Annotated in this window: 29 protein-coding genes; 16 read left to right on the top strand and 13 right to left on the bottom strand. The window is 67.3% G+C overall.

Annotated elements, in window-relative coordinates; all coding sequences use genetic code 11:
* Nucleotides 1-31 precede the first annotated feature (31 nt).
* From O4H32_RS02875 to O4H32_RS02850, 6 genes are all read left to right on the top strand, one after another.
* Nucleotides 32-499: a Fur family transcriptional regulator gene (locus O4H32_RS02875; protein WP_269356506.1), complete on the top strand. Its 468-nt coding sequence runs from the start codon at nucleotides 32-34 to the stop codon at nucleotides 497-499.
* Nucleotides 500-687: 188 nt separating this feature from the next.
* Nucleotides 688-1785 (top strand): CobW family GTP-binding protein, encoded by a 1098-nt coding sequence (locus O4H32_RS02870; RefSeq protein WP_269356504.1) that lies wholly within the window; start codon nucleotides 688-690, stop codon nucleotides 1783-1785.
* Nucleotides 1786-1862: 77 nt separating this feature from the next.
* Nucleotides 1863-2303 carry an RNA polymerase-binding protein DksA gene (gene dksA, locus O4H32_RS02865; RefSeq protein WP_269356502.1) on the top strand — a complete coding sequence of 147 codons (441 nt, stop codon included), beginning with the start codon at nucleotides 1863-1865 and terminating at the stop codon, nucleotides 2301-2303.
* Nucleotides 2304-2404: 101 nt separating this feature from the next.
* Entirely contained in the window at nucleotides 2405-2938 is a 534-nt protein-coding gene (hslV, locus tag O4H32_RS02860) for an ATP-dependent protease subunit HslV (protein ID WP_269356500.1), read from the top strand.
* A 29-nt stretch (nucleotides 2939-2967) separates the two neighbouring features.
* Complete coding sequence (gene hslU / locus O4H32_RS02855; RefSeq protein WP_407932607.1) at nucleotides 2968-4284, top strand: ATP-dependent protease ATPase subunit HslU; 1317 nt, start codon at nucleotides 2968-2970, stop codon at nucleotides 4282-4284.
* 93 nt (nucleotides 4285-4377) lie between these two features.
* Complete coding sequence (locus O4H32_RS02850; protein ID WP_269356497.1) at nucleotides 4378-5796, top strand: coniferyl aldehyde dehydrogenase; 1419 nt, start codon at nucleotides 4378-4380, stop codon at nucleotides 5794-5796.
* Between the two features lie 114 nt (nucleotides 5797-5910).
* On the opposite strand, the gene O4H32_RS02845 is transcribed toward O4H32_RS02850, so the two are convergent.
* Nucleotides 5911-6207: a copper-binding protein gene (locus O4H32_RS02845; RefSeq protein ID WP_269356495.1), complete on the bottom strand. Its 297-nt coding sequence runs from the start codon at nucleotides 6205-6207 to the stop codon at nucleotides 5911-5913.
* Nucleotides 6208-6362: 155 nt separating this feature from the next.
* On the opposite strand from O4H32_RS02845, the gene O4H32_RS02840 reads away from it, so the two are divergent.
* On the top strand, nucleotides 6363-6797 hold the full coding sequence (locus tag O4H32_RS02840; protein WP_269356959.1) for a GNAT family N-acetyltransferase: 435 nt from the start codon (nucleotides 6363-6365) through the stop codon (nucleotides 6795-6797).
* Between the two features lie 33 nt (nucleotides 6798-6830).
* On the top strand, nucleotides 6831-7382 hold the full coding sequence (locus O4H32_RS02835; RefSeq protein ID WP_269356493.1) for a cob(I)yrinic acid a,c-diamide adenosyltransferase: 552 nt from the start codon (nucleotides 6831-6833) through the stop codon (nucleotides 7380-7382).
* Here O4H32_RS02835 and O4H32_RS02830 read toward each other — a convergent pair.
* On the bottom strand, nucleotides 7373-7900 hold the full coding sequence (locus tag O4H32_RS02830; RefSeq protein ID WP_269356491.1) for a carboxymuconolactone decarboxylase family protein: 528 nt from the start codon (nucleotides 7898-7900) through the stop codon (nucleotides 7373-7375). The genes O4H32_RS02835 and O4H32_RS02830 overlap by 10 nt on opposite strands.
* A 58-nt stretch (nucleotides 7901-7958) precedes the next feature.
* Nucleotides 7959-9284, bottom strand: a complete 1326-nt coding sequence (locus O4H32_RS02825) for an aspartate aminotransferase family protein (protein WP_269356489.1) — start codon at nucleotides 9282-9284, stop codon at nucleotides 7959-7961.
* 85 nt (nucleotides 9285-9369) lie between these two features.
* On the opposite strand from O4H32_RS02825, the gene O4H32_RS02820 reads away from it, so the two are divergent.
* From O4H32_RS02820 to O4H32_RS02805, 4 genes are all read left to right on the top strand, one after another.
* Nucleotides 9370-10233, top strand: a complete 864-nt coding sequence (locus O4H32_RS02820; protein WP_269356488.1) for a MurR/RpiR family transcriptional regulator — start codon at nucleotides 9370-9372, stop codon at nucleotides 10231-10233.
* Nucleotides 10230-11264, top strand: a complete 1035-nt coding sequence (locus O4H32_RS02815; protein ID WP_269356486.1) for a C45 family autoproteolytic acyltransferase/hydrolase — start codon at nucleotides 10230-10232, stop codon at nucleotides 11262-11264. The genes O4H32_RS02820 and O4H32_RS02815 overlap by 4 nt, the downstream gene beginning before the upstream one ends.
* A 118-nt stretch (nucleotides 11265-11382) precedes the next feature.
* Nucleotides 11383-11769: a chaperone SicP gene (sicP, locus tag O4H32_RS02810; protein ID WP_269356485.1), complete on the top strand. Its 387-nt coding sequence runs from the start codon at nucleotides 11383-11385 to the stop codon at nucleotides 11767-11769.
* 51 nt (nucleotides 11770-11820) lie between these two features.
* Nucleotides 11821-13158, top strand: a complete 1338-nt coding sequence (locus O4H32_RS02805) for a type III secretion system effector BopA family protein (RefSeq protein WP_269356484.1) — start codon at nucleotides 11821-11823, stop codon at nucleotides 13156-13158.
* Between the two features lie 110 nt (nucleotides 13159-13268).
* Here O4H32_RS02805 and O4H32_RS02800 read toward each other — a convergent pair whose 3' ends face one another.
* From O4H32_RS02800 to O4H32_RS02765, 8 genes are all read right to left on the bottom strand, one after another.
* Complete coding sequence (locus O4H32_RS02800; RefSeq protein WP_269356483.1) at nucleotides 13269-13586, bottom strand: c-type cytochrome; 318 nt, start codon at nucleotides 13584-13586, stop codon at nucleotides 13269-13271.
* A gap of 53 nt (nucleotides 13587-13639) precedes the next feature.
* Nucleotides 13640-14725, bottom strand: a complete 1086-nt coding sequence (gene nirK / locus O4H32_RS02795) for a copper-containing nitrite reductase (RefSeq protein WP_269356482.1) — start codon at nucleotides 14723-14725, stop codon at nucleotides 13640-13642.
* Between the two features lie 280 nt (nucleotides 14726-15005).
* Nucleotides 15006-15857: a formylglycine-generating enzyme family protein gene (locus O4H32_RS02790; RefSeq protein ID WP_269356480.1), complete on the bottom strand. Its 852-nt coding sequence runs from the start codon at nucleotides 15855-15857 to the stop codon at nucleotides 15006-15008.
* A gap of 92 nt (nucleotides 15858-15949) precedes the next feature.
* Nucleotides 15950-16738, bottom strand: coding sequence for an enoyl-CoA hydratase (locus O4H32_RS02785; RefSeq protein WP_407932606.1), 789 nt, complete (start codon nucleotides 16736-16738; stop codon nucleotides 15950-15952).
* Nucleotides 16707-17408 carry a lipoyl(octanoyl) transferase LipB gene (lipB, locus tag O4H32_RS02780; protein ID WP_407932594.1) on the bottom strand — a complete coding sequence of 234 codons (702 nt, stop codon included), beginning with the start codon at nucleotides 17406-17408 and terminating at the stop codon, nucleotides 16707-16709. The genes O4H32_RS02785 and lipB overlap by 32 nt, the downstream gene beginning before the upstream one ends.
* A 13-nt stretch (nucleotides 17409-17421) precedes the next feature.
* Nucleotides 17422-17697: a DUF493 family protein gene (locus tag O4H32_RS02775; protein WP_269356476.1), complete on the bottom strand. Its 276-nt coding sequence runs from the start codon at nucleotides 17695-17697 to the stop codon at nucleotides 17422-17424.
* A 7-nt stretch (nucleotides 17698-17704) separates the two neighbouring features.
* The gene (locus O4H32_RS02770; RefSeq protein WP_407932593.1) at nucleotides 17705-18931 is read right to left on the bottom strand and encodes a D-alanyl-D-alanine carboxypeptidase family protein; all 1227 of its coding nucleotides are present in this window, start codon (nucleotides 18929-18931) and stop codon (nucleotides 17705-17707) included.
* A 141-nt stretch (nucleotides 18932-19072) separates the two neighbouring features.
* Nucleotides 19073-19717 carry an alpha/beta hydrolase gene (locus O4H32_RS02765; protein WP_269356474.1) on the bottom strand — a complete coding sequence of 215 codons (645 nt, stop codon included), beginning with the start codon at nucleotides 19715-19717 and terminating at the stop codon, nucleotides 19073-19075.
* Between the two features lie 45 nt (nucleotides 19718-19762).
* Between O4H32_RS02765 and O4H32_RS02760 the strand changes: the two genes are divergently transcribed.
* Genes O4H32_RS02760 through galU form a run of 4 tightly spaced genes read left to right on the top strand, consistent with a single transcriptional unit; the run spans nucleotide 19763 to nucleotide 22542 of the window.
* Nucleotides 19763-20635 (top strand): biotin--[acetyl-CoA-carboxylase] ligase, encoded by an 873-nt coding sequence (locus O4H32_RS02760; protein ID WP_269356472.1) that lies wholly within the window; start codon nucleotides 19763-19765, stop codon nucleotides 20633-20635.
* Nucleotides 20632-21489 (top strand): type III pantothenate kinase, encoded by an 858-nt coding sequence (locus O4H32_RS02755; protein ID WP_269356470.1) that lies wholly within the window; start codon nucleotides 20632-20634, stop codon nucleotides 21487-21489. Before O4H32_RS02760 ends, O4H32_RS02755 begins: the two co-directional genes overlap by 4 nt.
* A gap of 40 nt (nucleotides 21490-21529) precedes the next feature.
* Nucleotides 21530-21703 (top strand): hypothetical protein, encoded by a 174-nt coding sequence (locus tag O4H32_RS02750; protein ID WP_269356467.1) that lies wholly within the window; start codon nucleotides 21530-21532, stop codon nucleotides 21701-21703.
* Complete coding sequence (gene galU / locus O4H32_RS02745) at nucleotides 21703-22542, top strand: UTP--glucose-1-phosphate uridylyltransferase GalU (RefSeq protein ID WP_269356465.1); 840 nt, start codon at nucleotides 21703-21705, stop codon at nucleotides 22540-22542. Before O4H32_RS02750 ends, galU begins: the two co-directional genes overlap by 1 nt.
* Before the next feature lie 26 nt (nucleotides 22543-22568).
* Here the strand turns inward: galU and O4H32_RS02740 are convergent, their stop codons facing one another.
* Nucleotides 22569-23915, bottom strand: coding sequence for a 3-deoxy-D-manno-octulosonic acid transferase (locus O4H32_RS02740; RefSeq protein ID WP_407932592.1), 1347 nt, complete (start codon nucleotides 23913-23915; stop codon nucleotides 22569-22571).
* Nucleotides 23915-24883 (bottom strand): lipopolysaccharide heptosyltransferase I, encoded by a 969-nt coding sequence (waaC, locus tag O4H32_RS02735; RefSeq protein ID WP_269356463.1) that lies wholly within the window; start codon nucleotides 24881-24883, stop codon nucleotides 23915-23917. The genes O4H32_RS02740 and waaC overlap by 1 nt, the downstream gene beginning before the upstream one ends.
* Nucleotides 24884-25007: the final 124 nt, after the last annotated feature.

Raw genomic sequence — 25007 nt, 5'->3', positions numbered from 1 at the left:
CCTGTAATTGTTATGTTATAACATAACCATCATGCCCACGAAGGTTCATTCCCACTCGCATGCCGAAATCGCCGCTCGCCTGGACACGGCGGACCGGCTCTGCGCCCGGCGCGGCTCGCGGCTGACGCCCCTGCGGCGTCTGGTGCTGGAAACATTGCTGCGTCATCATGGCAGTCTCAAGGCCTACGAATTGCTCGACGCCTTGCGCGCCGCCCAGCCCGGCGCCGCGCCCCCCACGGTCTACCGGGCGCTGGATTTCCTGACGGAACAGGGCCTGATCCATCGGCTGGATGCCATCAACGCCTGGAGCGCCTGTACCGACGCGGGCGGCCAGCCCCACGATGTGCTGGTCGTCTGCACCCGCTGCGGCAGCGTGGCCGAACTCAGCGACCCCGATCTGGGCCGCCGCCTGGCGGCCTGCGTCGCGCAGGCCGGCTTCGCCCTGAACGGCCAGGAAACCGAACTGCGGGCGCTTTGTTCCCGCTGCCGGCAGGACTGAACATGCAGGACGCCCCCTTCCATGCGGGCCGGACCGGCCCGGGTCGCATGGTTTGCCCTAAATCCGGGCCTATGATGTAATCGCATGCTGATCGCCGCATCCTCAGCCCGCCGCCGGGACGGTTACGCCTTATCCCCGCGCCGTGCGAAGGACAAGGGCGGGGACGGCGCGTCGCATCCGAGGCCATCATGAACACTGCTCCATCCGCCGATTCCCTGATCCCCGTGACCGTACTCACCGGTTTCCTGGGGGCTGGCAAGACCACCCTGCTGCGCCGCATCCTGACGGAATTCCACGGCCAGCGCATCGCCGTCATCGAAAACGAATTCGGCGAGGAGAACATCGACAACGACCTGCTGGTCCAGGACAGCGAAGAACAGGTCGTGGAACTCAGCAACGGCTGTGTCTGCTGCACCGTGCGCGGCGACCTGATCCGCACGCTGGGCGACCTGGCCGCCCGGCGCGCCGCCGGCGGCGTGCGCTTCGACCGCGTGATCATCGAGACCACCGGCATGGCCAACCCCGGCCCGGTCTGCCAGACCTTCTTCATGGATGACGACATCGCCGCCACCTACCGTCTCGACGCCGTGATCACGGTCGTGGACGCCAGGCACGGCATGGCCACCCTGGACCGCCAGGAAGAGGCCCAGCGCCAGGTCGGGTTCGCCGACCGCATCCTGATCTCGAAAAAAGACCTGGTCAACGAGGCCGACTACCAGGCCCTGCGCGCCCGCCTGGTACGGATCAACCCGCGCGCCTCCATCATGTCCGCGCATTTCGGCGAGACCGACCTGAACGCCCTGCTGGACGTCAGCGGCTTCGACCTGGACGCCATCCTGGACATCGACCCGGAATTCCTCGCCGAAGAAGCCGCCGGACACCATCGCCACCATCACCACGATCACCACGACCACGCGCACGACGACGAGGACGGCCACCACGACTGCGGCCCCGCCTGCGGTCACGATCATCACCACGCCCACCACGACGACGAGATCGGCGCCTTCGTGTTCCGATCCAACCGCGCCTTCGACCCGGAACGCCTCGAGGACTTCCTCAGCGGCATCGTCCAGGTCTACGGCCCCGACCTGCTGCGCTACAAAGGCATCCTGTACATCAAGGGCATCAACCGTCGCATGTTGTTCCAGGGCGTGCACATGATGTTCGGCGCCGAGCCGGGCAAACCCTGGCCAGCCAGTGAAAAACCGAATACCCGTATGGTCTTCATCGGCCGTAAACTGCCTCAGGACATCTTCACCCAGGGGCTCGAACAATGCCTGGCCTGAACACTGCGACATCGCTGCCCCGCCATCCTTTCCAGGTGCGGCAGACAGGACCCGACACATAAAAAAGAGGACATGACATGGCTACCAAATCCAGCACCAGGGCCCCGGGCAAGCCGCTCACCGAAAAAGAGCTGCTGGCGATGCCCGAAAAGGATTACATGAACGACGCCCAGCTGGCGTTCTTCCGCGAACGCCTGCACCAGCTCGAACATGAAATCCTGACCAACGCCGGCGCCACGACCGAAAATCTGCGCGAAACCCAGTATGTGCCCGATCCGGCCGACCGCGCGACGATCGAGGAAGAACACGCGCTGGAACTGCGGACCCGCGACCGTGAACGCAAGCTGCTGAAAAAGGTCCAGCAGTCCATCGCCCGCATCGACGCCGGCGAATACGGCTGGTGCGAGGAAACCGGCGAACCCATCGGTATTCCCCGCCTGCTGGCCCGCCCCACGGCCACCTTGTCGCTGGAAGCGCAGGAACGCCGCGAAATGCGCCAGAAGCTCTACGGGGATTGAGTCCGGCGCCTGGGCCGGCACGCCCGGGCATCCGGATGGCAACGCGAGCTTGAATTTCCGGCGCCCGTCCCCATGTGATCCTCTCCACCCGAGAGGACCGCATGGAACAATTTCACGCCACCACCATCGTCTGCGTCCGGCGCGGCAATGACGTCGCCCTGGGAGGCGACGGCCAGGTCACCCTGGGCAATATCGTCATCAAGGGCACGGCCCGCAAGATCCGGCGGCTCTACCATGACAAGGTCCTGGCAGGATTCGCCGGCGCCACGGCCGACGCCTTCACCCTGCAGGAACGTTTCGAGGCCAAGCTGGAAAAACACCAGGGCCACCTGATGCGCGCCGCCGTGGAACTGACCCGCGACTGGCGTACCGACCGCGTGCTGCGCCGCCTGGAAGCCATGCTGATCGTGGCCGACCGCGAACACACCCTGATCCTCACCGGCAACGGCGACGTCCTGGAACCCGAACATGGCATCGCCGCCATCGGCTCGGGCGGCGCCTACGCCCAGTCGGCGGCGCGCGCCCTGCTGGATGCCACCGACATGTCCCCCGCCGACGTCGTCAAGAAGTCCCTGGAGATCGCAGGGGAAGTCTGCATCTACACCAACCAGAACCACATCGTCGAAACGCTCTAGGCCCATTCCCCATGTCTGATGCCACCCCCATGACCCCCAAGGAAATCGTCTCGGAACTGGACAAGCACATCGTCGGCCAGCACAAGGCCAAGCGGTCGGTGGCCGTGGCGCTGCGCAACCGCTGGCGCCGCCAGCAGGTGCCCGAGCCCCTGCGACACGAAATCGTCCCCAAGAACATCCTGATGATCGGCCCCACCGGCGTGGGCAAGACCGAGATCGCCCGCCGCCTGGCCCGCCTGGCCAACGCGCCCTTCGTCAAGATCGAGGCCACCAAGTTCACCGAGGTCGGCTATGTGGGCCGCGACGTGGACACCATCGTGCGCGACCTGGTCGAGGTCGCCATCAAGCAGACGCGCGAGACCGAAATGCGCCGTGTGCGCACCCAGGCCGAGGACGCCGCCGAGGACCGCATCCTGGACGCGCTGCTGCCGCCGCCGCGCAACACCCACGGCGAGCCGGAGCGCGAGGAAAACAACACCCGCCAGATCTTCCGCAAGCGCCTGCGCGAGGGCAAGCTGGACGACACGCAGATCGACATCGAGATCGCCCAGACGCCGCCACACATGGAAATCATGGCGCCTCCCGGCATGGAGGAAATGACCGAGCAGTTGCGCGGCATGTTCGCGGGCCTGTCCCAGGGCAAGACCAAATCGCGCAAGCTGACCGTCAAGGAAGCCTTCCGCCTGCTGGTCGAGGAAGAGGCCGCGCGCCGCATCAACGAAGAAGAGCTGCGCACTCACGCCGTAGCCCTGGCCGAACAGCACGGCATCGTCTTCCTGGACGAGATCGACAAGATCGCCGCGCGCCAGGAACAGGGCGGCGCCGACGTCTCGCGCCAGGGCGTGCAGCGCGACCTGCTGCCGCTGGTCGAAGGCACCACCGTCAATACCAAGTACGGCATGGTGCGCACCGATCACATCCTGTTCATCGCTTCCGGCGCTTTTCACCTGTCCCGTCCGTCGGACCTGATCCCGGAACTGCAGGGCCGCTTCCCGATCCGCGTGGAGCTGGATTCGCTGTCGGCCGAGGACTTCGTGCGCATCCTGTGCGAGACCGACGCCTCGCTGACCAAGCAGTACAGCGCCCTGCTGGCCACCGAGGACGTCACGCTCGATTTCACCGAAGACGGCGTCCGGCGCCTGGCCGAGCTGGCCTTCGAGGTCAACGAGCGCACGGAAAACATCGGCGCCCGGCGCCTGTACACGGTCATGGAAAAGCTGCTGGAGGACTTGTCCTTCGAGGCCGCCAGTCCGGGCGAGGAAACCGTGGTGATCGACACCGCCTACGTGGACGGCAAGCTGTCCGAGGTGGCCGGCAGCCAGGACCTGGCGCGCTACGTGCTGTAGGGCGCGGGGTCGCCGGCAGGCGGCGTCGCGCCGATTCGTATCATGGCTTCCGGCTTCTTCCCGATGCCACACAGTCTCGACCGAGCCCGAATCATGCACGCCTCCCTGGAATCACTCGACGCCCTGCTCGCGCGCCAACGCGCCGCCTTCCTCGCGGACCCCTACCCCGAACCGGCCGCGCGCCGGGACCGGCTGGAACGCCTGCTGCGGCTCGCCGACCGTCACGAAACGACGTTCATCCAGGCGATCGACGCCGATTTCGGCGGCCGCAGCGCCCATGAGACCCGCCTGGCCGAGTTGCTGGTCGTGCGCTCGGGCATCCGTTACGCGCTGCGGCACTTGAACCGCTGGATGCGGGTGCGGCGGATACCCACCGCACCGTATTTCCGGCCCGGCCGCAACCGCCTGCTGCCGCAGCCCCTGGGCGTGGCAGGCATCATCGCCCCCTGGAACTACCCCTTCCAGCTCTCCATCGGCCCGGCGGTTGCCGCCCTGGCCGCCGGCAACCGCGTCCTCGTCAAGCCCTCGGAACTGGCGCCCCGTTTCGCCGAGGCGCTCCAGGAAGCCGTCGCGACGCATTTCGCGCCGGATGAACTCGCCGTGGTCCAGGGTGGCGCCGAGCTCGCCGATGCCTTCGCCCGCCTGCCGCTGGATCACCTGTTCTTCACCGGTTCGCCCACCGTGGGACGCCTGGTGGCCCAGGCCGCCGCGGAGCGGCTGACGCCACTCACGCTGGAGCTGGGTGGCAAATCTCCCGCCATCCTGGCGCCGGACTGCGACCTGGCCGACGCCGCGCGGCGGATCGCCTTCGGCAAGCTGCTGAACGCGGGCCAGACCTGCGTCGCCCCGGACTATCTGCTGGTCCCCGCAGGCCGGGCCGACGCAGTCGCCGACGCGCTGGCCGCCGCCATCGGTCGCCTTTACCCCGGACTCCCCGCCACGCCGGACTACTCCGCCATCATCGACGAACGCCACCACGCGCGGCTGGCGGCACTGGTAGAGGACGCCCGGGCGCAAGGCGCCCGCATCCTGCGGCCCGGGTGGCCGGAGCAGGCGGACGACGCCGCTCCCCGCAAGTTCCCGCCGACCCTGGCCCTGAACGTCCCGCCCCAGGCCCGTCTGATGCGCGAGGAAATCTTCGGCCCCATCCTGCCGATTATCGAATACCGCGATCCGCAGGAGGCGATCGACCGCGTCAACGCCGGCGAACGGCCGCTCGCCCTCTACTGGTTCGGCCGCGACCCGGCGTTGCGCGACCACGCATTGCGCTCGACCCACGCCGGCGGCGTCTGCGTCAACGACTGCCTGTGGCAACTGGCCCAGGAAGCGCAGCCCTTCGGCGGCGTGGGCATGAGCGGTTTCGGGGCCTACCACGGCCGCTGGGGATTCGACCGGTTCAGCCACCTGAAGCCGGTTTTCCTCCAGAGCCGCCTGGGCGGCGCCCCCTTGCTACACCCTCCTTATGGCCGGGTGTTCGACGCGCTGCTGGCCCTGCTCAGGAAAATCGCCTGACCCCGCCGGGATACACCCTGGAGGCATTCGACGCCCTCGTCCTCGACGACGTCAACCCCAAGGCCCCGACCCTCGTGATCGCGGAAAGGGCGGTCGACCCGATCCGCGCCTGATCTATTTCCTCAGTTCGACGATCCGGTACTGGCCACCGACGCGTTCGGCCGTGAACTCGACCCGGTCGCCCACCGAAACCCCCGCCAGCAACGCCGGATCGACGTGGTAGACCAGGGTCATGGCGGGCAGGTCCAGCTTGTCGATGGCGCCGTGGCGGATGGTGATCTTGCCGGCGGCGGGATTCACCCGCACGACCTCGCCGCTGGCCTGCGCCTGGACGGGCGCCGCCGCCGACACGATCCCCGGCACCGCCAGGGCGGCGGCCAGAACACCGGACCGCAAGGCACGAAAACGCATGGGCTACACTCCTGTCTGTTCCCCCGGGGAAGCTCCATCGGGGCATCCCCAGCATACCGCGAAACAGAGAAAATCCCTTGCCTACCCCCGCTCCCGTCCCCGGCTACGACCTGCGGCCCGCCACCGAATCCGACATCCCGGCCATCCACGCCCTGATGCTCGAAATGGCGGAATTCGAAAAACTGACCGATATCTTCCAGGCCACGCACGACAGCCTGAGAAACAGTTTCTTCAGCCCGGAACCGGCCGCACGCTGTCTGGTCATCACCGCCACGGAAGACCCGGCCACGGCCATCGCCTACATCATGTGGTTCCACAACTATTCCAGCTTCCTGGACCGGCGCGGCCTGTACCTGGAGGACGTGTACATCACCCCCGCCCACCGGGGTCGCGGACTGGGCGGCTGGGTGCTCAGGCACCTGGCGGCGCTGGCCGTGGAACTGGGCTGCGGCCGCTTCGAATGGGTGGTGCTGGACTGGAACGAGAACGCCATCGAGTTCTACAAGCACCACGGCGCCGAAATCCTGGACGAATGGCGGGTCGTGCGCGTCACGGGCGAGGCCCTGCGCAACCTGGCCGCGCAGGACTGACCACCCTTTCCTCATCCACCCCGGGAGCCCTCCATGTCGATCCGCGTCTCCATCGTATCCACCCGCACCGGCGATGACGGCACCACCGGCCTGGGCGACAAGACCCGCGTGACCAAGGACGCTCCGCGCATTGCCGCACTGGGCGACGTGGACGAACTGAACAGCGCCATCGGGCTGTGGCGCTCGGCGGCCCCGCCGGCCGAGGTCGATGCGCTGCTGGATCGCATCCAGCACGATCTGTTCGACCTGGGCGGAGAACTCTGCATCCCGGGCTGGACGGCGATGCGGGACGAGCACGTGCTGCGCCTGGACGAGGCCCTGGCGCACTACAACGCCGACTTGGGCCCGTTGCGGGAATTCATCCTGCCCGGCGGCTGTCCGGCCGCCGCCCACGCCCACATGGCCCGTACCATCGCCCGCCGGGCGGAACGGTCCGTGGTGGCGCTGTCGCGCCAGGAAACGGTGAATCCCCCCGTGCTGCACTACCTGAACCGCCTGTCGGACCTGTGCTTCGTGCTGGCCCGCTTCCTGAATCGTGCGGCCGGGGTGCGGGACACATTATGGCAACGCGACGATCAGCGCTGATCGTCCGAGTGCACCTGCAACGCCTCCAGAAAGCGCGACACCATGTTGTAGGCCGCGATGGTGGCCGTCAGTTCGACCAGTTCCCGGTCCTGGAAATACGGCCGCACGGCCTGAAACACCGCATCCGGCACCTGCACGGACCGCGTCATCGCGTCCGCGTAGGCCAGCACGGCCCGTTCGCGCGCATCGAACCGATCATCCGGAATCGCGTCCAGGGCCAGCACATCGAGCTGGTCCTGTCGCAACCCTTCGCGCAGGGCGATGGGCGCGTGCTGATCGGCCTCGTAGGGCGCGCGGTTCAGGTGCGCGATGCGCATGATGACCAGTTCGCGGATCGCACCGTCCAGGCCGCAGCGGTGACGAATGGCGGTCAGATAGGTCAGCCAGCCTTCGGCCGCCGGCGGGCTGTGCAGCAACATCTGGTACAGGTGCAACACGCTGCCGCGCTCGGCGACGATCCGGTCGGCAAGCGCCGCCGCCTCGCCCCGGCTCAGGTCGGCGTAGTCGATTCGGGCCATGGAAGTCTCCGTCACGGTCCCGGCCCGAAGGCCGGGGAATGAAAAAAAGGCCCGGCAATCAGGCAGGCAGGATCTGGCGCACAGTACGGTCCAGCAGTGCGGCAATCTCGTCGATGTCCGCCGCCGTGCAGATGAAGGGCGGCGCCAGCAGCACGTGATCGCCGCGCACCCCGTCGACGGTGCCGCCCATGGGGTACACCATCAGGCCATTTTCCATGGCCTGACGCTTCAGGCGCGCGTGCGTCTTCATGGCCGGGTCCAGGACGGACTTGTCGGCCCGGTCGCGCACGAATTCCACACCGACGAACAGGCCGCGGCCGCGCACATCGCCCACATTGGGATGGTCGGCGAAGACTTCGCGCAAGCGTGTCCGCAGTTGCTCGCCGCGCGCCAGGACATTGGCCAGCAGATTGTCGCGCCCGATCACGCGCTGCACGGCCAGCGCGGCGGCGCAGGCCGTGGCATGGCCCATGTAGGTGTGGCCGTGCTGAAAGAAGCCGCTGCCGTTCACGAGGGTGTCATAGATGCGGCGGCTGGCCAGCATGGCGCCGATAGGCTGGTAGCCCGCCCCCAGTCCCTTGGCGATCGCCAGGATATCCGGGGCGACGCCGTCCTCGGCGCAGGCATACAGGTGGCCCGTGCGGCCCATGCCGGACATGACCTCGTCCAGGATCAGCAACACGCCATGCCGGTCGCAGACCTCGCGGATGCGGCGCAGATAGGTACGCACCGGCGGCAGCGCGCCCGCCGTGGCGCCGACCACGGTTTCCGCCACGAAGGCCGCCACCCGGTCCGGGCCGATTTCCAGGATCTTTTGTTCCAGTTCGTCGGCCAGACGGGCGGCATACTGTTCCTCGGTCTCGCCGGGCCGCTGGTCGCGATAGGCGTAGCAGGGCGAGACGTGATGCGCGGGCGCCAGCAGCGGCAGGAAGGGCTGGCGCCGCCAGGCGTTGCCGCCGATGGCCAGCGCGCCCAGCGTGTTGCCGTGATAGCTCTGGCGGCGGGCGATGAACTGGCTGCGTTCCGTTTCCCCGCGCTCGACGAAATACTGGCGGGCGAGTTTCAGCGCCGCCTCGATCGCCTCGGACCCGCCGGAGACGAAGTACACGTGATCCAGATCGCCCGGCGCCGCGCCGGCCAGGCAATCGGCCAGGTCCTCGCAGGCCTGGGTCGTGAAGAAGGACGAATGGGCATAGGCCACCTGGTCGAGCTGCGTCTTGATGGCGGCGATCACGTCCGGATGCCCATGGCCCAGACAGGAGACGGCCGCGCCGCCCGAGGCGTCCAGGTACTGGCGGCCGTCCTGGTCGAACAGGGATATCCCCTGGCCGCGCACGGCGCGGTTCAGCGTATGCTGGGGATTGCGATGAAAGACATGGGTCATGGCACGATCCAACAAATGTTTCGTGTATCATAGACCATGAAACATATAATTCAACACCGGGACAGATTTTTTTCATACAGGCGTTATGTCGGCACCACACTCGCTGGATGAGCTCACCCGTTTGATCCAGGCCCGATACCCGGACCTCAGCCCCCAGTTCCAGGCGGGGGCACGCTACCTGATCGACCACCCGACCCAGGTATCGACCCTGTCGGCGCGCAAGCTGGCCGCCCTGGCCGGCGTGCAACCGGCCACGCTGGTGCGGCTGGCCCAGCATCTGGGATACGCCGGCTGGGATGCGCTGAAAGCCGTATTCACCCAGGAACTCCATGGTCCGGGCAGCTATGCGGCGCGCGCGTTGTCCCTGGTCCACCGGCCCGAAACCGATCAGGACGTCTGGCAGGCCGCCATTCACCACCAGATCCTCAACCTGCAGGCGCTGGAGCCCGCCAACCAGGCCGCCATGGCCCGGGCGGTGGCGCTGCTGGCGGACGCCGGCCGCATCGTGATTGCCGGATTCCGGTCCTGCTACCCCGCCGCCTTCAGCCTGCGTTACCTGTTCAGCCTGTTCCGCCCGGACGCGCACCTGCTGCACAACACCGGCGGCACCCTGAGCCTGGACACACACCGTCTCCAGCGCGAGGACACCGCGGTCCTGATCGGCTATGCGCCCTATTCCCGCGAGATCATCGAACTGGCCGAGGCGTTGCGTCCCCAGGGTTGCCGCGTGCTGGCCCTGTGCGACAGCCAGCTCGCGCCGATGGCGCTGCATGCCGACTGTGTGCTGACCTTCTCAACCCAGGGGCATTCTTTTTTCCCGAGTACCGTGGCCATCCAGGCGCTGGTGGAAATGCTGGCCCGGCAACTGCTGGTCCATCACGGCGAGCCCGCCCTGGCCGAACTGAGTCGCACCGAGGCCCTTCTTCACGCCACCGGCGCCTACCGATGAAAGACACCCCCGCTTCCCGCACGCTCGAACTGGCCCGGTTCGAGATCCACGGCCCCCACCACGACTTCGGTCGCGCCCTGGGGCGCTGGGGGGCCGAGGCCTGCCACCGCCACCTGGTGCGCTCGGACGCCTGGGCTTCGATCATGGCCTGCCGCGACCTGCCGGAAATCCCCGCCATGCGGGCGCTTCTGCACCAGGTCTTTCCCTGGATCGAGGACGAACTGGCCGGCCTGGCCGAAGGTCTGGAACTGCCTCCCGACGAGGTTTTCCTCTGGAACTGCCGGGGCGACCTGTGGTCGCTCGCGCCCGACGGCTGCACCACGGTGCTGGCGCCGCGCCGCCTGAGCCACAACGAGGACGGCGACCCAGGCTTCGCGGGGGCCTGCGGCCTGATCGACGCGCATCCCGATGACGCGCCCGCCTTCGTGTCCTTCGCCTATCCCGGCTCGCTGCCCGGCCACACCTTCGCCGTCAACGACGCGGGCCTGGCGATGACGGTCAACAACATCCGCGCCCGCCGGACCGGGGCGGGCATGCCGCGCATGATCCTGACCCGCGCGCTGCTGGCCGCGGGATCGGTACCCGAAGCCGTATCGATCCTGCGGGCGAATCCGCGCATGGGGGCCTTTCACCTGGGCCTGGGGCAGACTGGGGAATCGCAGACCTGGAGCGTGGAGTTCAGCCGCGCGGCCGTCTCCGTGCGCCCCGTGAGCCACACGCCGATGATGCACGCCAACCATGCCCTGCACGGCGCCCAGGCGGACCTGCCCCAGGTGATCACCGACTCGTCGGCGCGCCGCCAGGCGCGCGGCGAGGCACTGCTGGCGCAAGGCGCGGAGGCGCTGGCGATCCTGGCCGACACGGGCGACGCCGCCGAACCGATCCTGCGACGATCCCCGGACGACACCGACCAGGAGAACACGCTGGCCACCGCCGACATCGACCTTTCGGGGACTTCGGTCCGCTGGGCGGTGTACGCGCCGGGAGCGGACACCCCGCACCACCGCTTCGAGGGCCTGCGCCGCCTGTAAGCGCGCCGCATTCCGCGCGGGGGCCGGCCCCGCACGCCAGCCGACGGCGGAACCTTGCGCGCGCCCTGGTCACTCATATGTATCGTGCACAACGCTCACGGCATAAGGAATCGGGGACATGCAAGAACATGACGACATATTGTCCAGACTGGGAGACCGGCTGGGCTTGAGTCTTTCTTTTGGCGAGAACGGCAAGTGCTGCCTGCTGCTGGACCAGACCTTGATCATCTCGATCGAGAGCAAATCGTCGGGCTGGGTGTTTTATGGACTGCTGCAAAGCAGTGCGGGCTGGCAGGAAAAGGATTTCTGGCGGGATTTGCTGGCGCTCAACCTGTCACTGGCCGAGCAGCAGGCCGGCGCGATCGCCTACGAACCCACATCGGATGCCTTGCTGTATACGCATCGGCTCCCCGCCTCCCAACTCGATGTCGATGACGCCTACGAATTCCTGGGAGAGTTCGCCGATCAGCTCGAAAAAGTCCGAGCGAATCTGCTGTCCCAATAAAAGAACCAACGCATATTTCCCTTCTCCGGGAAAGGAAAAACCATGATCCAATTGGAAAAATTCTCCGATCTGGCCAGCCAGGGCCACAGCATCGCGGTCCGGGACAATGATCAAGGCGTGCCGGTGCTGCAAGCCGCCCCGCAAAGCTTCAAAGGAAGGATCCTGTCGGCGCTCAGCCACGTGCCTATCCTCAGAAACCTGCATGCCGTCGAGCAATACCGCCAGCAGGTCAAGACCGACAATGCCCAGGCGCTGGGGCTGTTCATGTACTCCCTCTCGCATAAATTCGGCGGCGCGGCCACAGAGATGGCCCTGATGAAGAACAACGTGGACCTGACGGGCGGCACCCCGCTCAAGGGGCGGATCGTTGCGCAGATCATCCATGACGCCAAAGACATGGCTGCCCAGCCTCAATCCACCAAGGGCGCCGAGACCCCGAAAATTTGCGGATTCAGGAACCTCGGGAATACTTGCTACGCCAACTCCACGCTGAAATTCTTGCTGAGCTCCCTGGGCCCGGACCGTCTGATCAGTCATCTTGAAAACTTCGGCAAGACCACCACGGATGCCGGCAAGCGTGACGCCGCGGACAAGCTCGCTCACGTCATCAAGGCGTCTTTCGCCATGGACAAGCCGCTTGAAAAAGAACTGCGAGCGCTTTTTTCAAGCCTCCAGAAGCTGGATGTGTTCAATAAGCAAGAGGAAGACGGCCAATTTTCATTCAATATCGTCGGCACGCAGAATGATGCGCAGGAATTCCTGGCGAAATTGACGGAAGCGTTCAATCTATCCGAGATCGAAGGCTGCGCCATGACCTGCAAGGAATCGCTGGTCAACGGAAAGATGCACCGCCCCTTGCCCAGCGAGCCGGCTTATTGCCATGACATCACCGCGACAAATCCGAAGGCCACGCTGCAAGACATCCTGGACGACACCCACCGGTCGGAAACGATCGAATTGAAATGGAACCACGACGACCCCAAGGCAACGGAGGCCACCAAGGTCAAGCAATGGACGGTTCCGGACCTGTCCACACTCCATCGGTTCAACCTGCATCTCAACACCTTGGAGTTCGACCTCGATACATTCCAGTTGCGCAAGGCGACCCTGGCGAAAGCGAATTTCACCGATGAGGTCACGCTCAACGTCCTGGACGAAAAAACAGGCAAGCAGTGGATGGTCACCTTCGAGCCGAAAGAGATTGTCATCCAGCAAGGAGGCGCCACCTCCGGCCACTATTACATGTATTCGAAACAGGGCGAAAACGACTGGGTGAGGCACGACGACAGCGCGGTGCACAAGTGCACGGGCATCGGCCCCAAGGAGCAGGCCAAACTGATCGGATTCGCCGTCAAGCAGAAGGTCCTGCTGGAACCCGAGGGGAACTGACGCCCCGAGGGCACGGGCTCAATGCCCGCGCGGCAGGACGCCTGAATCCGCAGCCGCGGCCTGCCGACGGATCGGGACGGCGCGCGGACGGGCGTGGCGGGCCATTTGCTTTACTGCGCGCGGCTGACCATGTATTCCACGGCGGCGCGCAGCGTGGCGTCGTCGGCCTTGGTGCCGCCGCGCGCCGGCATGGCGCCCTTGCCGTGCAGCGCCACGTTCATCATTTCATCCATGCCCTTGGCAATCAGCGGAGCCCACGCCTGCTTGTTGCCGAGCTTGGGCGCGTTGGCCGCGCCAGTGCTGTGACACGCGATGCACGCGCTCTTGTAGAGTTTTTCCCCGGTCTTCAGGGTACCGGCATCGCTCGCCATCGACAGGGCCGGCAGCAGGGCCAGGGACAGGGCGGTCACACTCACGATCTTCAACATTTGTCACTCTCCTAATTCGGGACAGCCGCCAGGGCCGCCCCGGATGCTATGGTTTATTTCTTGATGGGACTGGGGGCCACGACCTGCTTCATCAGATCGTCGTTCCACTTGCCTTCGACCTTCACATGGCCGGCGGCGCCCAGCTCGAACGCCTCGATCAGGTTGTGGTTGACGTAGGCATAGACGCCGGGCTGTTTGAAGGTATAGAGCGCCGCGCCGGCCGTACCGCCCGGAATGAACCAGGTCTCCAGATTGCGTTCGGGCTTGTTGATGAACTTGCCCGTGGGCCAGACGTAGTCGCCGTGGCCGCCGATCAGGTGGGGACGGGTATCGCGGTTGGCCGTGGAATGGATGAACAGCACGCGTTCGCCCACCTTGGCGGTCAGGGCGCCCGCGCCGGTCAGCGCGCCCTTCTTGCCATTGAACACAATGTGCGACGGAATCAGGCCGCGCATCACTTCGGTGGTGTCGCCGTAGCTTTCCAGCGCGGTGTCGTATTGCTTGTAGTTGCCGTTCTCATCCTTCGGGATGTACAGGTCGAACTCGCCGATGGTGTAGACCTTGTCGTAATGCAGCGGCTTGCCGTCCTGATCCTTCAGGCCGTCGCGCGGCAGCACCATCAGGGTACCGCTCATGCCCGACACCACATGCCAGGGCACCATGCCTTCGGGCGCGCAATGGTAGATGAAGGTGCCGGTGCGGTCCGCCTTGAAGCGCAGCACGGTCTGCTCGCCCGGCTTGATCTTGGTCAGCGCGCCGCCGCCCAGGGCGCCGGTGGCCGCGTGGAAATCGATGTTGTGCTCCAGCGCATTGGTGGCCGGGTTGATCAGGGTGAGCTGGACATAGTCGCCCTCGTGCACCACCATGGTCGGACCGGGCATGGAGCCGTTGAAGGTCATGGCCTGCAGCGTCGTGCCGTTCTCTTCGTCGATGACGACCTTCTTTTCTTCGATGGTCATCGTGAATTCGACCACGCGCGGCTTGGCCTTGGTCGCCTGCTCGTGCGCCATCACGTTGGGCGGGGCAACCAGCACAGGCTTGATGTGCTCCAGCTTGTCGGCGGGATCCGCCAGCGCGACGCCTCCAGCCAGCAAGGACGCCAAAGCGGTGGCGGCCATACACAGACGAAATACCTTCATGTTCAACTCCCTGATTTGATGTGTCGTCTTGTTTCGACGATGTCATCTTGTCACGGCGTGGGTTAACCCTTATTGCGCTGGATCAACCCGGTTCAGGCGACGTTCAGACTTCATGGAAAGTATTGATGTGCCGCAAATCTTTCGGTCCCTCTCCACGTCGCGCCTTGCAAGGCGCTCCGATTCGTCCGGCACTGGTCATTTCCAAATTGCGGCATCTCTCCACGTCGCGCCTTGCAAGGCGCTCCGATTCGTCCGGCACTGATCAGTCCGCAGGGACTGATCAGTGTCCGGACTCATCCCTCACCAGGCGGAAGCCCAGGTTGGCCGGCGGCAGACCGATGGAGCAGGCGCCGTTGCGCGGGTCGCGGATGAAGTCGGGCATGGCGGCGATATGCGCGCCCGCCAGAATGCGCACACCGCAGTTTTCGCGCGGCGCCAACGGCAACACCCCCACGCTGTGGCTGGCGAAACAAGTGTCGGTCCATTCCCAGACGTTGCCGCCCATGTCGCTCACGCCCAAGGTATTGACGCCGAAGTGCCCGAATGGCTGGGCGGGCTTGATGCGGCCCTGGCTGCGGGCGATTTCGCGGTCATATTCGGCCAGCCAGCGCACGGCGGGGTCGGCGGGGTCCGAAGGCAGCGCGCCTTCCTCGCGGTAGCGGTCGGCGGCGGCGCGCACCCATTCGGCGTAGACGGGCAGCCGCCAGCGCTGGCCGGTTTCACGCGACAGCCACGCCGCATAGGCGGTGGCGTCGGCCCAGCTGACCCCCACGGCCGGCAGGTCGGGCGCATCCAGGTCGCGGAAGCCCTTGTCCAGCCGCTTGCAGGCGCCCGCCCGCACGCACCGGGCGTATTCGGCCTGGCTGACCTGGCGGCGCATGATGGCGCGGCCGGCCTCGACCCGGCCCTGGACCCGGGGCGCGTCCACGGGCCGCCCGTGATCCAGGAACTCGCCGGCCGCCTGGTAGGTGAATGCACCGGCCGGAATGGCGACGACCTCGACGGGATCGATGGCCACGGCCCCGGCCAAGGGCGCCATCATGCACGCACCGAACGCCAGCAGCGCGGGCAGCAGTCGAACGCGCACCGTGCGGGCCGGAAAAACAGCGTGGGACGAGCGGTACAGCGGCATGAGGAGGCTCCGTTCAGGATGACCTCTTCATTGGAATGCAGGATCGGGTCCGCACGCCTTGTGGTGCGTCAATAAGAGCGCCGATCGGGGGTTCAGCGGCCCCGCCACTGTGGCGGGCGCTTCTGCATGAACGCGTCGATGCCCTCGCCCACGTCCTCGGCCAGCATATTTTCCGCCATGACGCCGGCCGCGTAATCGTAGGCCTGATCCAGAGGCAATCCCAACTGCCGATAGACCATGGCCTTGCCAGTGCGCACCGCCACCGGGCTCTTGGCCAGAATGGCGTCGACCAGTCCTTGCACCGCCTCGTCCAGTTCGGCGTCGGGCACGGCGTGATTGACCAGCCCGCGTTCCGCGGCCTGGCGGGCGCTGATGAACCGGCCCGTCACCAGCATTTCAAAGGCGTTCTTCATGGACACGTTGCGCGTCAGCGCCACGGCCGGCGTGGCGCAGAACAGGCCGACATTGATGCCCGAGACGGCCAGCCGCGCGCTTTCGGCGGCCACCGCCAGATCGCAACTGGCCACCAGCTGGCAACCGGCGGCGGTCGCCGTGCCGTGGATCCGCGCAATGACCGGCACGGGGCAGCGCGCGATGGACAGCATCAGCCGACCGCAGCGGCCGAACAGGTCGCGGTAATAATCCCCATCGCCCGCATGACCTCGCATCTGCTTCAGATCGTGGCCGGCGCAGAAAGCGCGGCCATTGGCGGCCAGCACCACGACCCTCAGGTCCGGGTCGTCCCGGCAGGCGTCGAAACGCGCCTGCAACGCCGCCAGCATCTCCTCGGACAGCGCATTGAACTGATCGGGCCGGTTCAGCGTCAGCGTCAGGACACCGTCACGATATTCATGCAGCACGGGCTCCATCGGGGTTTGCATCATGCGAGTCTCCTTGGTTTCCGGCGGCCATCCAGGCCGCAGAGAAAAGCGCTGCCAGACGGTTGCCGGTCGGGATCAGATCGGCCTCGATGCCGCACGCCCGCAGATCGACCGTCTGCAGACCCTCGTAACCGCACGGATTGATACCCAGGAACGGGTCGAGATCCATGGCCACGTTCAGCGCCACGCCATGATAGGCGCGGCCGTTGCGGATCTTGACGCCCAGCGCGGCGATCTTGGCCAGGGCATCGCCCCTGGGTTGCCGCAGCGCCGACTGGGGCACGTAGATGCCGGGGGCGCCGGGTTTGCGGCAGGCGCCCGGCACACCCAGTTCGGCCAGCAGGTCCAGCACGGCCTGCTCGAGCAGGGTGACGAATTCCCGGACGAAGATGCCCCGGCGCCGCAGATCCACCAGGGTGTAGAGCACGACCTGGCCCGGACCGTGATACGTGACCTGCCCACCCCGGTTGCAATGCACCACCGGAATGCCGTGAGGATTCAGAATGTGTTCCGGCTTGCCGGCCTGGCCCAGCGTGTAGACCGGAGCATGCTCCACCAGCCAGAGCGCGTCGGGCGTATCGTCCGCGCGCGATTCGGTGAAATCGCGCATGGCCTGCCAGACAGGCAGGTAGGGAGCGGGGCGGTCCAGCCAGCGCGCCTGCATGCCCATGGCCGGCCAGCGCCTAGAGCACCACGGACACCATCTCGTGTCCGTGAAGGGCGCGGTACAGATCGTCCAGCTGTTCGCGCGAGGTGACGCGCACCGTCAGGGTCAGTCCCAGGTAATTGCCGCTGGAGCTGGGGCGGATTTCGATGGTGGCGGGGTCGAACTCGGGATCGAAACCGATTGCCACCTCGGCCATGGCGGGCGCGAAATCGTCATGCGCGCGCCCCATGACCTTGATCGGAAAGTCGCAGGGATAGGTGATCAGGGAGTCTTCGGGGCGGATCGGCTTCATGTCGACATTATTCGAACAGCAAGCGGATCTTGTCCAGCAGCCTGCCGAAAAAACCGGCTTCTTCCACCGACTGCAGCACCACCAGCGGCCGCTGGTCCAGTTCCTTGCCGTCCAGGCTGACCAGCAGGGTGCCGGCACGGGCGCCCTCGGCCAGGGGCGCCATCAGCGGCTGGGTGTAGCGGGCTTCGGTCTTGATGTCGTCGGCGCGGCCGCGCGGCACCGTCACCCACAGCGCATTGGACAGACCGAGCCCCGCGGTTTCGGTGGCGCCTTCCCAGACCCGCGCGGACACGGCCGGCTTGTCCTTGTCCAGCAGCTTGACGGTGTCGAAGTTCTGGAAGCTCCAGTTCAGCAGCTTCAGGCTGCTTTCGGTGCGGGCCGCGTCGCTGGCCGCGCCCACCAGCACCGACACCACGCGCCGGCCGTCGCGCAGCGCCGTGGCCACCAGGCAATAGCCGGCCGACTGGGTGTGCCCGGTCTTCAGGCCGTCGACGGTGGGGTCGGCCCACAGCAGGCGGTTGCGGTTGCTCTGCTTGATGTTGTTGTAGGTGAATTCCTTCTGGCTGTCGTAGTGCCGGTATTGCGGAAAGCGCCGGACCAGCGCCCGCGCCAGGATCGCCAGATCCTCGACCGTGGTCATGTGGTCGGGATCGGGCAGGCCGGAGGCATTCATGAAATGCGTGTGTTTCATGCCCAGGGCCTTGGCCTGCTGGTTCATGAGCGCGGCGAATGCCGATTCGCTGCCGGCGACGGCCTCGGCCAGCGCCACGGTCGCATCGTTGCCCGACTGCACCAGCATGCCCTGCAAGAGCTCGTCCACCGACACCTCCGTGTTCGGATCGATGAACATGCGGGAGCCTTCGGTCTTCCAGGCCTTTTCGGAAACGTGGACTTTCTGGTCGAGCTTCAGCCGGCCACTTTCCAGCGCATCGAAGATCACATAGGCGGACATCAGCTTGGTCAGGGACGCGGGCTCGACGGTTTGCTGGGGATTCTGGGCCGCGATGACCTGGCCGCTGTTGGCATCCAGCGTCAGCCATGCCTTGGCGCCCAGAGTCGGCGCCGGAATGTTGGACAGGCTGCTGACCATCTCGAACCCGGCCGGAGCCTGAGCGGCCGCGGCGGCCGGCACGGGCTTCTCCTGCGACCAGACCGCGCCGGACATCAGCAGCGAGCAGGCCAGCGTCAGGTGAGCCAGGCGGGAGCGACGGAAAAGCGACGGGGAGACATTCATGGGCATGGACAACGGAAAATGGGTAAGGAATGGCAAACGCTCATTATAGGCAGCGTAAAAAACCGTCACGACCGCGCGGACCGGGCAATTCGAGACAAAAAGCAAGCAACTGAAACGACATGCCCTCCGCCGGACGCACGCTCAGAGGCCCCCCAGACCGGACAGGACGATCTGGCGCAGGATCAGCAGCTTGCCATGGAAGAAATGGCCGGCATCCGGCACGACAGTCATGGGCAACTGGTGCGTCCTGGCAAAATCCATGCCTTCGGACAGGGGCACGACCTCGTCGTGCTCACCGTGGATCATGAGCGTGTCGGGCGGCATGGACAGGGGCCGGTGGCGGAACCGTTCGACCGCGCAACCGATCAACATCAGGCGGGCCGGCAAGGGCAGGCCTCGATCCGCCAGGTCGGCGTAGAGCTGGGCGGCCACCGCCGAGCCGAACGAAAAACCCGCCAGCACCCAGGGCCCCGCAGCCGCCTGGGGCCAGGCCTGAAAGACATGCTCGACGACGGCCGCCATGTCGGCCGTTTCACCGACCGCCCGGTCGAACTCGCCGGCCGAGGCGCCGACTCCCCGGAAATTGGGGCGAATGGCCAGCAGGCCGCGCTGCACGCAGGCGCGCGACACGGTGGTGACGACCTTGTTGTCGCGGGTGCCGCCGTACAGCGGGTGGGGATGCAGCACCAGCGCCCAGCCCGACGGCGTGTCTTCAGGGTGATCGACGGTGTACTCGATCAGGCCGGCAAGACCCTGGCATGTGGCCTGTTCTGTGCGTAAACTCATGGCTGCGCGGATTCCCCTGTCTGCTCCAGACCTCATTCTACCCATATGACCGGCCCACCCCACGACCCCGCCCGCGTCCTGCCGACCCCCGCGGCCCTGGCCGGCGCCCTGCGCGATGCCCTGCCGCAATTCCGCCAGGTGGACTGGGTCGAACAGACCGGTTCGACCAACGCCGATCTGCTGGCGCGCGCGCGCCAGCCCGGCGGGCCGCCGGACCGCCCCTGGCTGCTGGGCACGCACCTGCAGTCCCAGGGGCGCGGACGAGCCGGACGCACCTGGCAGAACCGCGTCGGCGCCAACCTGATGTTCTCCTGCGCCTTCGACGTCTTCCTGCCGGCCCGCCAATTGCGGACGCTGGCGCCCCTGATCGGCATGGCGACCTGCCAGGCGCTGCGCGCGCGGCTCGATCCCCGCCACCGCCCGCGCCTGACCATGAAGTGGCCCAACGACCTGCTCTGGGATCAGGCCAAGCTGGCCGGCATCCTGATCGAGTCGACCCGCTCGGGCACCGCACGGGCCGCCGATCACCATCTCATCATCATCGGCATGGGTCTGAACCTGGAGGACGCCCGCGCCCTGTCGCAGTCGCTGGATCGCCGCATCGCGGACTGGACGGAGGTCGCGTCCGACGATCCCGGCGCCGCGCGCCTCACGGCCGCCGACCTGGCCGCCAGTGCCGCCCGGTCCTGGTACGACGCGCTGAATCAAGCCACCGCCCGGGGCTTCTCCGACCTGCCCGCCCGCTACGCGGAAGTCGACGGCCTGGTGGGCCGCATGCTGGACGTGCTCGACGACGGCCGCCTCCGGCATACGGGCGCGGCCTGCGGCATCGACACCGAGGGCCGCCTGCTGCTGCGCAACGCCGATGGCGTCCAGGCCATCTCGGTCGGTGAAATCTCCGTACGGCTGCAACGATGATCCTGCTGATCGACGCCGGCAACACCCGCGTCAAAGTCGCCTGGCTGAAGCCGGGAGACACCCGGCGCAGCGCGCCCCCCCTGAGTCTGGCGCACGAGGAACTGCCCGGCCTGGCCGCGCGCCTGGACTTCGCGCCAAGGCGCATCCTGGCCTCCAACGTCGCCGGCAAGGGGGTGCGCAGCGCCCTGGAACACGCCAGCCGGATCGCCTGGGACCTGCCCATACACTGGCACGATGCCCGCGACGGACAGGATCTATTGCTGAACGGCTACCGCGAACCGGCCCGGCTGGGCGCCGACCGCTGGCTGGGTCTGCTGGGTCTGCTGCGCCACGTACGCGACGAGCCCGCCTGGCAGGCGGGCTCACCCTGCATCCTGGCCAGTTTCGGCACCGCCACGACGATCGATACCCTGGCCTGGCGGACCCAGGGCGACGGCACGCGCCGCGCCGCCTTCATCGGCGGCCTGATCCTGCCCGGGGCGGCCCTGATGGCCCGCAGCCTGGCCCGGGGCACGGCCGACCTGCCCCTGGCCCAGGGCGAACCCGCGGATTTCCCGACCGACACCGACACCGCCATCGCCAGCGGCATCGCGGCCGCCCAGGCCGGCGCGCTGCTGCGCCAGTGGCGGCTGGCCGCCGACGCCTGCCCGGGCATGCCGCCGCTGATGTTCGTCAGCGGCGGCGACTGGCCGCGCATCCAGCCAGAACTGCGGGCGGCGCTGATGCGCGTGGCCCCCGGGCGCACGGACCCGCCACGCTGGCTGGACGGCCCCGTCCTGGACGGTCTGGCCAGTCTGGCGGATCAGGCCCCATTCCCAGCCTCCAGACCCGGCACCCGCCCCGGAACCCGCTGATATACTGGCGGACATCCCTTTTTCCCATCCGGGCCGCCGCATGCGTTTCCTGCTGACACTCGCCGTCATCGCCAACCTGGCGCTGCTGGCCTACGGACAGGGCTTCTTCGGCCTGCCGCCGGCCGAACAGGGGCGCACACCCCGGCCGCTGTCGCAACGCAACCAGCAGGTCCTGATCCTGGGCGCGCCCATCCCCCCCGCCGCCAATCCCTGATGAAACCGATCCGCAAAGCCGTCTTTCCCGTCGCCGGACTGGGCACCCGTTTTCTGCCGGCCACCAAGGCCATGCCCAAGGAAATGCTGCCGATCATCGACAAGCCCCTGATCCAGTATGCCGTCGAGGAAGCACTGGCTGCGGGCATCACGGAACTGATCTTCGTCACGGGCCGCCACAAGCGGGCCATCGAGGACCATTTCGACCGCATGCCCGAACTCGAGGCCGAACTGGAATCCAAAGGCAAGCGGCATCTGCTCGACATGGTCAGCACGATCCTGCCGCCGCATGTCCACTGCATCTACACCCGTCAGGCCCAGCCGCTGGGTCTGGGCCACGCCGTGCTGTGCGCCGAGCCCATCGTCGGCAACGAGCCCTTCGCCGTGCTGCTGGCCGACGACCTGCTGGACGCCGACATCTCCGTCACGCGCCAATTGGTGGACGCCGCCCACCAGCATGATGGCAGCGTGCTCGCCATCCAGACCATCGACCCGGCCGATTCCCGCAAATACGGCATGATCGCCGGCACGGCCATCGACCCGCGCAACACGCGGGTCGAGCAGATCGTGGAAAAGCCCGAACCGCAGGACGCGCCTTCGAACCAGGCTGTCGTGGGCCGGTACGTCCTGGAGCCCGAAATCTTCGATCATCTGCGCCGCACCCGGGCCGGTGTCGGAAGTGAAATCCAGCTCACGGACGCCATCGCCGACCTGCTCAGGCAGCGCCGTGTGCTGGCTCACCGCTACGAGGGCATCCGTTACGACTGCGGCAGCAAAGAAGGATTCTTCCAGGCGACGCTCGCGCTGGGCAAGAAATACCACGGCCTGGAACCGGCCTGATCCAGGGCGCGATTCCGCTTCGGGCGTCAGGACCCGGGCGGGCGCGGCGGCGCCCGCGTCAGCAAGGCCTCGATGCCATCCACCACGCGCGCCACGGCCCCCGCATGCTGCCGGACCCAGTCGCCAGCGGCCTCTCCCATGCCGCGCAGGCGGGCCGGATCGTCCAGCCACCGCAGGGCTTGGCGCACGGCCTGGTCCGGATCGGCCGCGCGTGCGATGGCGCCAGCGGCCAGGGCGTCGCCGACCGCCTGTTCGAAGTGGGCGGTATGCGGCCCCACCAGCACGGGCCGGCCCTGGGCACTGGCCTCGATGAAGTTCTGCCCCCCCAGCGGCGCGAAACTGCCGCCCACGATCGCCACCTGGGCACACGCGTAGTACCAGGCCATCTCGCCCAGCGTATCGCCCAGAACCACATCGGCGTCCCGGCACGCCTCGACGGCCGTCGTGCTGTCGTCGCCCAGCGCAAGCAGGCGGCTGCGCCGCACAAAGGATATGCCGGCCGCTCTCAGCAAGCCGGCCGCGGTCTCGAAACGCTGCGGATGACGCGGCACCAGGATGAACAGCGGCGGCCGGTCGGCGGCCGCGCCACGCGCGTGCCGCGGCCCGAGCTGCTGACGGATGGCCTCGATGAAAAGGGCGTCCTCGCCTTCGCGCGTACTGGCGATCACCACGACCCGCCGGTCCAGCCGGGCGGCAAAGCTTGCGCCACGGGCCATCCGCTCGCGGTCCGGCTGCAGATCAAACTTGAAATTGCCCGACACCGCGACCTGCCGCGCGCCCGCGCGCTCCAGCCGCCGGGCGTCCGGCAGCGACTGGGCGTAGGTACGCGCCAGCGCGCCGTAGGCTGGCCGCAGCAACGCGCCCAGCCGCAGCGTCATGCGCAACGAGGATTCCGACATGCGGGCGCTGGCCAGCACCAAGGGCACCCCGGCGTCCACTGCGGCATGCACCAGATTGGGCCAGAGTTCACGTTCGATCAGGACGCCCACGGCTGGACGATGGTGGCGCATGAAGCGGCGCGTCGCACCCGGAAAATCATACGGCAGCCAGTCTTGGCACAACCGGCCGTCGGCCAGTTCCGCCGCATACGCGCGTTCGCCCTCGGCCCGGCCCGTGGCCGTCAGATGCGTCAGCAGCACCCGGTGTCCGCGATCCATCAAAGCCCTGATCAAAGGTTGGGCGGCCCGGGTCTCGCCCAGGCTGACCGCATGGACCCAGACGGCGCCAGGGCCACGCCCGGTCCGCCCGTAGCGGCCGAAGCGCGCCGCCCCCAGCACCGACCACCGGCCACCGGCGCGGCGCGCGCGCAGGGCCATCCAGCCCAGCAGCACGGGGGACAGGATACGCAACAGCAGGGAATACAGGCCGCGCATCACCCGCACCCGCGCGCCTCGTCCATGGCCTCGGCGATGGCGGCCCGTACGCGGCCGGCGTCAGGCGCCTGGCCGCGCTCGCCCAGACTGGCGGTGTAGGCCGGTCCTTGAAGGGGTGTGCGCACAGGCGTCGAAGCCTTGTAGATGCCGATGGTGGGGCGGCCCAGACCGGCGCTCAAGTGTGTCAGGCCGCTGTCCAGGCCGACCATGATCCGCGCCCGGGCGAGCTGGTCCGCCACCTGGCGCAGGCCCATGCGAGGCAGGACGATCGCGTCCGCCCGCCCCCGGATCAGTTCCCTCGCACGCGCCTGCTCGGCCTCGTTGCCGGCCAATAGCCGCAATGCCAGACCGCGCCCCTGCAGATCGTCGAAGACCTGCCGCCAATCGGCATCCGGCCAGAGTTTGTCGTCCCGGCTGGCCGAGGGCATGATCAGGGCGGCCGGCTCGATCTCCACCCCGTCGGTCAGCGCCCGCAAGCCGAAATCCGGCGGGCCTTCGACCGTGTAGCCGAAGACGGCGGCCGCCAGGCTCCGCTGGCGGACGATGGCCGGCTGCCAGAACTCCACCCGGTGGCGCACGTCGTAGAACAGCGAGGCCAGCGGTTCCCGTGCGGACTTCCAGTCCAGGCCGTGGCGCACGCCGCGCGCCTGGCGGACCAGCCAGATCGACTTCATCAGGGCCTGCATGTCGAGGACGACGTCGTAGCGGCGCGCGCCCAGGGTGGCGCGCAGGGCGGCCCGTTCGCGCCGGGTGTCGGCCGCCCACCAATGCTTGCGCCAGCGCCGGTGCGCGACCGGGATGACCTCGCGCACGGCCGGATGCCAGGACGGGATCTCCGCGAAGGCTTCCTCGGCCAGCCAGTCGATCGACGCGTCCGGCACATGCCGGGCGATATCGCTGATGGCGGGCAGCATGTGCACCAGATCCCCGAGCGAGGATGTGCGTACGATGAGGATGCGTGTCGTCATGGCGGGATTATAGGGCCGCCCATCTCGCCCGGAAGGGCGTGCTACCATCGAGCGACACCCCGCCGCCCGCGCCGGCCCGGCCGTCCAGGACGGCAAGGCCGGCGTGTCGCGCGGCTTGTCCGGA

Origin of the sequence: Castellaniella denitrificans (assembly GCF_027214045.1) — a bacterium.
GTDB lineage: Bacteria > Pseudomonadota > Gammaproteobacteria > Burkholderiales > Burkholderiaceae_B > Castellaniella > Castellaniella denitrificans_A.
The sequence above is the reverse complement of the archived record's forward strand: the minus strand, read 5'-3'. Positions and strand labels throughout refer to the sequence as shown.